Here is an 11,064-nt window from a genome sequence, read left to right as displayed (position 1 = left end):
AAGGCGAAAAAGTCATCGACGGGAAAATCTAAGCTTAAAATACTATCAATCTCATCGACAAATATAAAAATTCGCTCGTTAGGAAATCTTGCTAATAATACCTCTTCAATAAATTGACTCAATCTTTGCAGGAGAGAAACTTCTTCTTGTTCTTGCCACCAGGTTTTTAAATTGACTTTTCCTACAAGATGGAAACTGCGCCACAAATCCCCAACAATTCCTTTGTACCACTGTAAGGGAGTAATGTTTTCGCTGCCGATGCGGGTCATGTCGATCGTACTGCACTGAAACCCTTCGGCTTGCAGTCGGTGCAGGGTGCGAACGAGAAGGGAAGATTTGCCCATTTGCCGGGAATTGAGAACGTAGCAAAACTCGCCGAGTTTTAAGGCTTCATAAAGTTCGATATCTGCTTGTCGTTGGACATAGGTAGGCGCATCAGTTGTGAGACTGCCACCAATTTGGTAAGAGTAATCTTTCATAGTTGATATTTAATTGTTATCGTGTAAAATGAGCCGGAAAATATTACCATATAAGCACTTTGGAAATTGAATCTGAACGATCAATGACTCGCCTAAAATAATTTTAATTTATAAAGTTGTTTAGGAAAGACTTTAAAAAATAAGACTAGACAAATTATATTTTAAATTATATTTAATATCTGCCCTAGCCGTCCAAGCTTAAAGAGAAAAGAGACAAGTCGAAGTGAATTTATCACCATTCACGATGTTCATTGGGGCATTGAAACTTTCATATAGCCCTCAAACAAGTATGTGCAATTTGTCGGTTCATTGTGAGAGACACCTTCGCGATCGAGACTCACATATTTTCCTCACTTCACGCCTTTATCAAATTGGAGTTGATGCGCTCTAAAAAGATAATTAGCAATTGGTATGAAGTCCAAAGAAATCTGTTCACTTTAGTTGTCCGTGAGTATATTTTTGCGAACCTTAGCAGTGATGGCACGATGTAGAACGCATAGATAATGTTTTTTGTCAATCCTTAAGTCCTAGATTTACCTAATCTTTACATTTTCCCCACCAAAAATTAGCCCAACCTTTACATAATTACACCCAAAAGAGAGTTACAAATATAACAGACAAACAGTCATCCCTCGGAGGTATTATTATGGCAAAGGCAGCGTGGAAATTTTTAATGAGCACTTCATTAGTGGCTAGCATGAGCGCAATCACAGCGGCCTCATCTTTTGCTGCCTCTTTAACAAACCCTACTGTCTCTGGAACAGCCGGCACTGACTACTTGCTCTACAAACAAGTTGGTAATCAAACGGTTCGCGACGACTCAGCCTCTTTATCCACTGTATTAGAAGGTTCCGCGGCGAGCCCTGGTGGGAACGTCGAACTGTTTGCCAATAGCGAAACGAGCTTGTACACGACTCCCTTTTCTTCTGTCGGTCTTACCAATTTCAAGACAGCTCCCATTACGAGCTTGACCGGCTCCCTCTTCGGCATGAATCTTATCCTCAGCAGCCTGAATGGAGCAGACTGGTTTACAACCAAAAAAGGTACCTATGACACCAGTTATGGGGCAGATAACCTCGCTAACAGATGGTTTAAGGATGTCTTTGCTGCTAACGGGTTCAGCAGCGTGATTAGTCTATTCGGTTCAACCATCTACAATACCGGTTTAAATGCAGGCGTCTTCCAACGATTCAGTGACTCCAACGTTTCTTATGTGAATCAGGACACCGCTACCAGTGATATTAAGATTGGCTTAGCCGGTCACTTCGATGCAAAAACACTATTACTAAAATCCCTACCGTCTAGTGTCGTGGGGATATTGGGCACCAAACCGCTACAAGCGAGCGAAGTTATCAAAGTGACCTACGGCGGCGTGACTCAATACAAGTACAGCTTTAACGCCACTGGGTCGGGACTTACAGCAGCAGACGACGGAATTTCTCACAACGGCAACTACGAACTCACAGTCCAACCAGTACCAGAACCCACCACGATGTTAGGACTTGCTCTTGGCGCGAGTGGTTTGTTGGCGGCTAAGCGCAAGCGGACCAAAATCTCCTAAATTTTTTTTACTAAGCTCCTTTTTGTTGTGAAACCGCAGTTCAACGCAGATTATGAACTTTTCATCTGCATTTACCTGCGGCTTTTTTATAGCAACCGCCTTGGCGGTTAAGCCATAGACTGAAGGAGTGCGATTTTTATCTACTATTAAATCGCGGGGCGTAGCTACCCCGAAAATCGCGAAGGTATTTCGATTGTATTCTGGATTAATGGCGCGTTGGTTGTAACAATAACAAATCAAGGCAAAAAAGTCATCAACTGGAAAATATAAACTTAAAATACTATCAATTTCATCGACAAATATAAAAATTCGCTCCTCCGGAAATCTCGCTGATAATATGTCTTCAATAAATTGACTCAATCTTTGCGGGAGAGAAACTTCTTCTTGTTCTTCCCACTAGGTTTTCAAGTTAAATTACCCTAAAAGATAAAAGCCACGCTTTAAATCCCCAACGATTCCTTTATACCACTGTAAGGGAGTAATGTTTTCGCTGCCCATAGGGGTCATGTCGATCGTACTGCATTGAAATCCCTCTGCTTGCAATCTATGGAAGGTGCGAACGAGAAGGGAAGATTTGCCCATTTGTCGGGAGTTGAGGACGTAGCAAAACTCGCCGAGTTTTAAGGCTTCATAAAGTTCGGAATCGGCTTGTGGCACTACGTATGTAGGCGCATCACTGGCGAGACTGCCACCAATTTGGTATGTTACTTGGGTCATGCGGTTGATGGGTGGGTTGAAAGGTGAAAGTTTATAAAAAGAGGTAGTCCGATCCTTAATGTTTGTCACCCTCCCTACTTAATTATAATCCCTCCTTAAAAGTTACGTTTTTAGAGTATTTTATTTAAAAATAATATTGACCAAGTAACGAGTGGAAGTTATTTTACAATATAAATCGCCTAATCTTTTTAATTTATATTAACATTGAAATTAACAGCAAACAAGGAGAATCAATATGCTCGTTCAAGAACAACCGACCCAATCTAAACAAATGACCCTAGACGAGTTTCTGGACTGGTATCCAGAGGGTGAAGGTCGCTTTGAACTACAGGATGAAACTGTTATAGAAATCCAAGCAACTGGAACTCACGAAAAAGTAGGGGGCTTACTTGCCATTGAAGTGGGAGTAGAAATTAAACGTTTGACTTTGCCCTATTTCATTCCCCGACAAGGAATTATTAAGGCTATTGATTCTGATAAGTCTGGCTACAGCCCAGATGTGATGGTATTAGATTGGCAACAAATTGAAACGGAACCAATGTGGAAAAAGCGCTCGACTATTACCAGAGGTGAAAATATCCGTTTAGTCATCGAAATCGTGAGTACGAATTGGCCAAATGACTACTTAATAAATTTAGCAGAATATGAAAAATTGGCAATTCATGAATACTGGATTGTCGATTATTTAGGTTTAGGTGGCAGAAGATATATTGGCAACCCCAAGCAACCAACTATTTACGTAAACCAATTGGTTGACGGTGAGTATATAGTTAATCAGTTTAGAGGTGATGATGTGGTGCGATCGCTTGCTTTCCCGGATTTAAACTTAACGGCAGAACAAATTTTTCAGGTGGGGCAATAACTAAATAAAGTTGTGCGAACCAAAATACAGGCGGTACAACTCGCAGCTTAGCGTACAGCGGTTGTTATTGATATGAATCAGCCCCATACTCAATAATTTAGCAGCCACTATCGGATCTAATTCCACTCCGTGTTCCGATTTTACCACTTGTTTAAGTGCAACCGCGAGTTCGGGATACTCTTGCAATGTTACCCAAAAATTCCGCAAGTAATCTTTATAAATTCCCGCTATTGTGGGAGCTTCTTGTAGTAGCTGATCTAGCGTTACACTGTTGTAACAGAGGTGGTAAAAAGCTAGCCGCACCAGATAAGGATGTCCCCCCACCATTGCCATCAGTCGCTCGGCATCCAGGCTATCTGTCCAATCCACTCCGTGACGCTGCGCTAAAGCAAGTATCTGCTCTTCTGTAAAATAGGGCAATTGCAGCGGTAAACCGACATTAAAAGGCGATTCAGTGAGCTTTAAAGGAATATAAATTTCTGTGGAGTGAAGAACGATTAACCGCAGTTTTCCCAAAGTTTCAATCCGCTTTGCTTCTTCATGCCAGCTTCGCAGCAGAGGCAAAAATTCTCGGGCAATTTTTGGATATTCAAAAATTATATTTACTTCATTTAAAGCTAACACAAGAGGGGTACTTATTTGTGCTAATACATATTGTTGCAAATAGATGGTACAGCTTACTTTGCTACCCATGTCTTCATCCCAATAATCATCTAATAGAGGTGGTAATTCTAGGTTACGGCTGATGTTGGCACAAAACCAGCGTAAAAATTTATTGATATTGGCTAAGACAGCTTCCTCGGCTTGCTGAAAATCTAAACTTACAGTTCGATAGTCAAGAGAAGTCGCGCGCTCTAAAATGCGTAGCAGAAGGGAACTTTTTCCCATCTTCCTGGGAGCTTTAATCCGCAGCACACTTCCTGGTTTGGCAATCTCTCGATAAGCGAGTTCTTCAATTAGCGGGTGAGGGATATAAAATGGCGAATCCAGGGGTACGGGAGAGCCGGGAAATTCTAAAGGTGTTGCTAGGCATTTGCTGCGGGTAAATGCTTCAATTAATTCTTGTTCCTCTGCGGTCAGGGAATGTGATTCTACACAAGAGCGAAAATTTGATTTGCTAATAGATGTCTGCAAGATTTGAGAGAGAGATTGCCACAAGGATGAAGCGATGTTTCTCAGGTAATGCTCTCCGTAATGAGAGACCGATGCGATACTTGTATAAGTCTTGCCTTCCCAAACTTGGCGGAGTATGATTTCTTGTACTGGATATAAATCTTTTTGTAATCGCACACGAATTAGCTGTAATACCTCATCTATCGTCATAACTGGCAATAACCATATAAGTGTATCGTTGATATTATCACTTATGATTGACGGTAAAGCTGAGAGCGATCGCCTATTGGATTGCGACAGGCTCCTGTCGGGACATTTCTCACGGGGTAATTGGTGACATTGGTTAATTCTCCCGCGAAGAGTAGCACTATCAATAAAGAATTCCCTCGCGGGGTGGGGGGGGGTGTATTTAACCTGTGTGCACTTTTCAAGGGTACAAGAGTTAACCCACCTCTACAGGTTGTTGAGAATGGTTTTCTTCGTTAAGTTAAATCCGTGACATCCGTTAAATCTGGTGATTGCCCCGTTGCCAGACTGATCGCTGAGTGGTATAACCTAATTTCAATGGGCGCTGGCGCTCCTACTGGAAAGGAATCTGCGCTCAGTTTTTCTTGATCCTTGGCTAAAATGTCATGCCGGTGTCACAGTTGGTAGTGAAGGCAGAATTAAAAATGTGACAGTTGACCTTGCTAAGGCTGAGTCGATTGATGTTAAGTTAATTAACACGAGTTTCATCTTGCTGTATCTACTCATCACAAGTGTTAAGTTTGAAACTCTAATTCTTCTTTTTGGGCCAGCAGTTTTTCAAATTCTCCTGTAACCACGTTTAAAAAATCTTAGCAAATAACCGAGTTAATTTGATGGAAATGGTTCATGAAATGTTTTCAAATTATTTTATTCCTCACGGTCATTGCTACTTGTGGAAGCCGGGATTAGTGGGGCTACACGTTTTGTCCGATGGCTTGATAGCCGTCGCTTATTTTTTGATACCGTTCACGCTGATTTATATTGTCAAAAAGCGGAAAGATGTGCCTTTTGACTGGGTTTTCATGCTGTTTAGCTCTTTTATTATCTGCTGCGGGATTACCCATATTATCGAAATATGGACGCTGTGGCATCCTAATTATTGGTTTTCTGGTTTTCTTAAAGGGATTACAGCGCTGATTTCGCTATCTACAGCAGTAGTGCTGGTTGAACTAATCCCAAAAATCTTGGCTATCCCCAGTCCAGATCAATTGGCGGTGGCAAATTTAGCTTTACAAAATGAGATTGGCGAGCGCAAACAAGCTCAAGAAGCACTCTCGGAATTAATGCTAGAATTGGAAAAACGGGTGATGGAGAGGACGATGGCTTTAGAAGTTGCTAATGAACTTTTGCAACAGGAAAATCGCGATCGCTCTTTGGCTGAAAATTCATTGCGGCACTCGGAAGCTAAACTGCGAGAACAAACTCTGCAGCTAGAGAACGCTCTGCAACAGCTTAAAGGCGCTCAAGCTCAACTCGTGCAAACTGAAAAAATGTCGTCTTTGGGGCAAATGGTAGCTGGGGTTGCTCACGAAATCAATAACCCTGTTAACTTCATTTATGGCAATCTGATTCCGGCGGAGGAATACATTAAAGATATTTTGGCATTGATTAAGGCTTATCAAGTTTATTACCCCACTCCTGCGCCGGAAATTGCAGACAAGATTCACACTATCGAACTCGATTTTATTTTAAAAGACCTGCAAAAACTTTTTGGTTCGATCAAAATAGGAGCAGAGCGAATTAGGGAAATTGTTAAATCTTTACGAACTTTTTCCCGGTTAGACGAAGCCGACATGAAAAAGGTAAATATTCATGAAGGACTCGATAGCACTTTAATGATTTTGCAGCACCGCTTGAAAGAACAACCAAACCGTCCGCCTATCCAAGTGATTAAAGAGTATGGAGATTTGCCTAAATTGGAATGCTACGCTGGACAGCTTAACCAAGTATTTATGAACATTTGTTCTAATGCTATTGATGCTTTAGAACAGATTGTCCAGCAGGGATATTCGACCAACGGCTATTGGGAAAATAATTTCGGTGACGACTTACAAAACCCCCATTGCCCACTGCTAAAAATTCGCATCCGCACGCTTTTAGTTGATGGCAAGTGGGTGCAGATTCACATTGCTGATAATGGCACTGGCATAGATTATGATGCGATCGCTAAAATTTACGATCCATTTTATACGACGAAACCTATCGGTGCTGGTACCGGGCTGGGTTTGGCAATTGCTTATCAGATTATTCAAGCCCATGAAGGTTATTTGCGCTGCACTTCCGAGGTTGGGAGAGGTACTGAGTTTATCATTGAAATTCCTTTGCGATCGCAATTTGGCGAGCACCACCTATTTCAGAAGCAAGCTGTTATGAACAAGCTGAGTTAAGGCGTTAATAAATAATGCTGAATCCAGCTACAACTTTGGGTTTCTTTTATTTTTTGCCTAACTTTAGGCCTCATCAAATCCCTATTATCTGCCAATAACAAGTATTATGTGGGAAGCACTCAAAAATATTTTTTCCCCAACTCAGTATATGCCTCACGGTCATTGCTATCTTTGGCAAACGCCTTTAGTGTGGCTGCACGTAACTGGGGACTTTTTAATCGCGATCGCCTACTATTCAATTCCGGCGATGCTAATTTATTTTATCTTCAAGCGGCGCGATGTTCCTTTTTTAGGAATATTTGCTTTATTTGGTGCATTTATTATTCTGTGCGGCACGGGTCACTTGCTAGACATTTGGACGTTGTGGCATTCCGCTTATTGGCTGTCGGGGATTGAAAAAGGAATTACTGCACTTGTTTCCTGCTTCACGGCGGCCTCGATGGTAACACTATTACCCCAGTTTTTGTCTTTAAAAACCCCGCAAGAATTAGAGGCCATAAATCGCAAGTTGCAGACTGAGATTGCTGTGCGTGAAGATGCAGAATTAGCGTTGCGCTACGCTTATGATGATTTAGAAATTAAAGTCCAAGAGCGCACCGTACAGTTGACAGAAATTAATGGTCATTTAGAAGCAGAAATAAGAGAAAGAATAGCCGCTGAATCCGCTTTACGCGAACGAGAAACTAGGTTAACAGAACAACAAAATGGTTTGCTAGAATTAGCAAAAAATTCTAGTATCTACGAGGGAAATATCGGCGAGGCGTTGAGAGAGATTACGCAAATGGCAACTCGTACCCTGAATGTCGATCGGGCAAGTATTTGGTTTTATCAGGAAGATAAATCCGCAATATGCTGTGCGGATATTTACGAACTGACTCCCAATCAACACACCGCGGGTGCAGAACTGAAAGTTGCTGACTATCCTAGCTATTTCCAAGCTTTGAATACACAACAGGCGATCGCAGCAGTTGATGCCAAAACCGATCCCCGCACCCGAGAATTTAGCGAATCTTATTTGACGCCTTTAAACATCTCGTCGATGCTAGATGTTCCTATTACCCATCAAGGACAAATTGCGGGTGTAATTTGTTTAGAACATCAGGGAACGACCAGGAATTGGACGCTCGACGAACAAAGCTTCGCTAGCTATGTGGCGCAGATCGCAGCTTTAGCAATGCAAGCTCGCGATCGCAAGCAAGCGGAGTTAAACTTGCGTTCTGTCACCGAACGCTTGCAATATTTACTGGCGACTACTCCGGCGGTGATTTTTAGCTGCAGATTAGGGGGAAATTATGACGTAACATTTGTCAGCGATAATATTGTTTCAATGATTGGTTACGAAGCGCAAGAATTTCTTGATGGTTCCCTTGATTGGCATAGCCTAGTTCATCCAGAAGATCGAGAAATTGTTGCTACTTCATACGCTCAGATATTGGAAAAAGAATCGATTTCCTACGAATACCGCGAACGGCACAAAGACGGTAGTTATCGCTGGATTTACGATGAGATCAAGTTAGTCAAAAATTCTGCTGGCATACCTGTGGAGTGCGTGGGTTATGGAGTAGATATTACTGCTCGCAAACAGGCGGAAGCAGCTTTGCAGCAACGAGTAAAAAGAGAGCGGCTCGTGAATGCTATTCAAGAGCGGATTCGCTCCTCTCTTAACGTCGAAGAAGTAATGACAATGGCTGTGGAAGAAATCCGGCAGTTTTTGTCAACTGATAGAACAGTTATTTACCGCTTTAACCCAGATTGGAGTGGATTTATAGCCGTCGAGTCAGTATCTGTAGGTACGATGCCGATTTTGGGGATTGACATTAATGACCCTTGTTTTCGAGAACACTACGTCTCTGTTTACGAGGAGGGACACCTGCGCGCGATCGACAATATTTATACGGCAGGTCTTTCAGAGTGCCACGTTAATTTACTGAGCGAGTTGGAAATTAAAGCTAACCTCGTGGTTCCCATTTTGCAAGGTGAAAAACTATGGGGGCTACTAATTGCTCATCACTGCCGCAGTTACAGGCATTGGACCTCTTCTGAGATAGAGTCTCTCCAGCAAATTTCAGTGCAGCTAGCAATTGCGATCCAGCAATCTACCCTTTTTGAACAAGCCAAAACAGAAATTGCCGATCGCAGATTAGCAGAAACAGCTTTACAAAAAGCTGTTGTAGCTGCGGATACAGCTAACCGCGCCAAGAGCGAATTTCTTTCTTCTATGAGCCACGAATTGCGGACTCCCCTGAATGCCATTCTCGGATTTAGCCAGGTGATGGTGCGCGATTCATCTCTCAACAATCAACACCAACAGCACCTAGAAATTATTAATCGCGCAGGTGAACACTTGCTTGCTCTAATTAATGACATTTTGGAAATGTCCAAAATTGAAGCGGGCAGAAGTCAGCTTAATGAAAGCAGTTTTAATTTAATGCGGTTGCTAAAAACCTTAGAAGAAATGTTTAGATTAAAAGCTAAATCTAAGAAATTGCAGCTAAATTTGGAAGTGGGTGACGGCGTACCACACTTTGTTACGGGAGATGAAGGTAAATTGCGGCAAATTTTGATTAATCTTGTAGGAAATGCGATCAAGTTTACAGATATGGGTAGTGTTACTTTGCGAGTAAAAAATCAGGTACAAGAAAGTTTGAGATCTGAAAACGCAGAGTTTGGGGACACACAAACAAAACTGGCTGGCGCGGGTTGTGAACATTCCGAAAGCTTAGCGGTTGAAACCACAGCTATACCAAAAAAAACCGGATGGTGCACTGGTTTTAATCAGTCCGAAAGCTTGACGAACTTTAGTTGTGTAGACGCGAATGACCTTCGTGCGGAATTTTTACGCCTTCAGTTTGAAATTGAAGATACTGGTCTTGGCATTGCCCCAGAAGAGATGAATAAGTTATTTGAACCCTTTGAGCAAACAAAAACAGGTCAAAAATCTCAACAGGGGACGGGGTTAGGTTTACCAATTAGCCGCAAATTTGTACAAATGATGGGAGGAGATATTACTGTCAACAGTACACCTGAGTTGGGAAGTAAGTTTGCATTTGATATTCAAATCAGCCTTGCCACTCCCAGCGAGATTAAAATCCTTAAACCGCAGAAAAAAGTAATTGGTTTAGCACCGAATCAACCAGAATACCGGATTTTGGTTGTTGACGATCGCGCCGATAACTGCCTAGTCATAGAGAGATTATTGTCACCACTAGGCATCCTCGTGCGAGAAGCTAGAGATGGTGAAGAAGCTATTGCTGTATGGAAGGATTGGCAACCGCACCTGATCTGGATGGATATGCAGATGCCTGTCATGGATGGCTATGAAGCCACCAGAAAAATTAAAGCTCATCCTCTCGGAAAACAAACTGTAATAGTTGCTCTTACTGCTAGCGCTTTTGAAGAGGAACGACAAACTATTTTAGGAGCAGGCTGCGATGATTTCATGCGTAAACCCTTCGATGCAAAGATATTATTTGCGAAAATGGAAGAACTTTTAGGAGTGCGTTACATTTACGAGGAATCTGTTGATGCACCACCACAAGAAAATGAAATCAAAATTAGCGGAGGGACTAGCAATCAATCGGTAGAGTCACAACTCGGTCAAATGCCTATTGAGTGGGTAGAAAAGATATCTCATGCTGCTCATGAATGTTGCGACGATAAAATTCTCAAGTTGATTGAGGAAATGCCGAGCGAATTTGATTTTGCAGCACAATATTTAACTACTTTGGTGCAGGATTTCCTATTTGACGACATTATAGATATAGCGCAGTCAGCAGTTGCGACGGTGTGAAAACACCTGTTTTCAAGTAATCTAAACTTAGGAGCCTATTTCATTTAAAAAAGACCTAACATTAAGCCGCAATAGCGTCTCCTTGCAATCTTTTTTTAGGAGAGCAAAGCGGAATTTATACTTCTTCG

6 protein-coding genes and 2 pseudogenes are annotated in these 11,064 nt (G+C 42.0%); 5 read left to right on the top strand and 3 right to left on the bottom strand.

Translation table 11 applies throughout. The features are described from left to right. A partial coding sequence (locus QUA45_RS08180) for an AAA-like domain-containing protein (protein WP_333220211.1) occupies positions 1-479 on the bottom strand: 479 nt, incomplete at its 3' end. Between the two features lie 207 nt (positions 480-686). Between QUA45_RS08180 and QUA45_RS29140 the strand changes: the two are divergent. Together QUA45_RS29140 and QUA45_RS08175 are read left to right on the top strand one after the other, a co-directional pair. Continuing rightward, positions 687-970 (top strand): annotated as a pseudogene (locus QUA45_RS29140) (IS701 family transposase); the annotation flags it as partial. Between the two features lie 155 nt (positions 971-1,125). Next, positions 1,126-2,040, top strand: a complete 915-nt coding sequence (locus QUA45_RS08175) for an NF038130 family PEP-CTERM protein (protein ID WP_333099456.1) — start codon at positions 1,126-1,128, stop codon at positions 2,038-2,040. A gap of 123 nt (positions 2,041-2,163) precedes the next feature. Here QUA45_RS08175 and QUA45_RS08170 read toward each other — a convergent pair. Further along, a pseudogene (locus QUA45_RS08170) lies at positions 2,164-2,757 on the bottom strand (AAA-like domain-containing protein); the annotation flags it as partial. A 235-nt stretch (positions 2,758-2,992) separates the two neighbouring features. Here QUA45_RS08170 and QUA45_RS08165 point away from each other — a divergent pair. Then, the gene (locus QUA45_RS08165; RefSeq protein WP_333220209.1) at positions 2,993-3,619 is read left to right on the top strand and encodes a Uma2 family endonuclease; all 627 of its coding nucleotides are present in this window, start codon (positions 2,993-2,995) and stop codon (positions 3,617-3,619) included. Here QUA45_RS08165 and QUA45_RS08160 read toward each other — a convergent pair whose 3' ends face one another. Beyond that, positions 3,620-4,942 carry an AAA-like domain-containing protein gene (locus QUA45_RS08160; RefSeq protein WP_333220207.1) on the bottom strand — a complete coding sequence of 441 codons (1,323 nt, stop codon included), beginning with the start codon at positions 4,940-4,942 and terminating at the stop codon, positions 3,620-3,622. It abuts the gene before it with no gap. A gap of 650 nt (positions 4,943-5,592) precedes the next feature. Here QUA45_RS08160 and QUA45_RS08155 point away from each other — a divergent pair. After that, positions 5,593-7,146: an ATP-binding protein gene (locus QUA45_RS08155; protein ID WP_333220205.1), complete on the top strand. Its 1,554-nt coding sequence runs from the start codon at positions 5,593-5,595 to the stop codon at positions 7,144-7,146. Positions 7,147-7,252: 106 nt separating this feature from the next. Then, entirely contained in the window at positions 7,253-10,936 is a 3,684-nt protein-coding gene (locus QUA45_RS08150; protein WP_333220203.1) for a GAF domain-containing protein, read from the top strand. Positions 10,937-11,064 lie beyond the last annotated feature (128 nt).

Origin of the sequence: Microcoleus sp. Pol12A5 (assembly GCF_036701435.1) — a bacterium.
Taxonomy (GTDB): domain Bacteria; phylum Cyanobacteriota; class Cyanobacteriia; order Cyanobacteriales; family Microcoleaceae; genus Microcoleus.
Note: the sequence above shows the minus strand (reverse complement) of the source record. Positions and strands in the feature narration are given on the sequence as shown.

What these genes read in the sequence shown, in the direction of transcription:
- QUA45_RS08150 (WP_333220203.1), top strand. Translation starts at nt 7,253, where the DNA reads ATGTGGGAAGCACTCAAAAATATTTTTTCCCCAACTCAGTATATGCCT.
- QUA45_RS08155 (WP_333220205.1), top strand. Translation starts at nt 5,593, where the DNA reads ATGGAAATGGTTCATGAAATGTTTTCAAATTATTTTATTCCTCACGGT.
- QUA45_RS08175 (WP_333099456.1), top strand. Translation starts at nt 1,126, where the DNA reads ATGGCAAAGGCAGCGTGGAAATTTTTAATGAGCACTTCATTAGTGGCT.
- QUA45_RS08160 (WP_333220207.1), bottom strand. Translation starts at nt 4,942, where the DNA reads ATGACGATAGATGAGGTATTACAGCTAATTCGTGTGCGATTACAAAAA.
- QUA45_RS08165 (WP_333220209.1), top strand. Translation starts at nt 2,993, where the DNA reads ATGCTCGTTCAAGAACAACCGACCCAATCTAAACAAATGACCCTAGAC.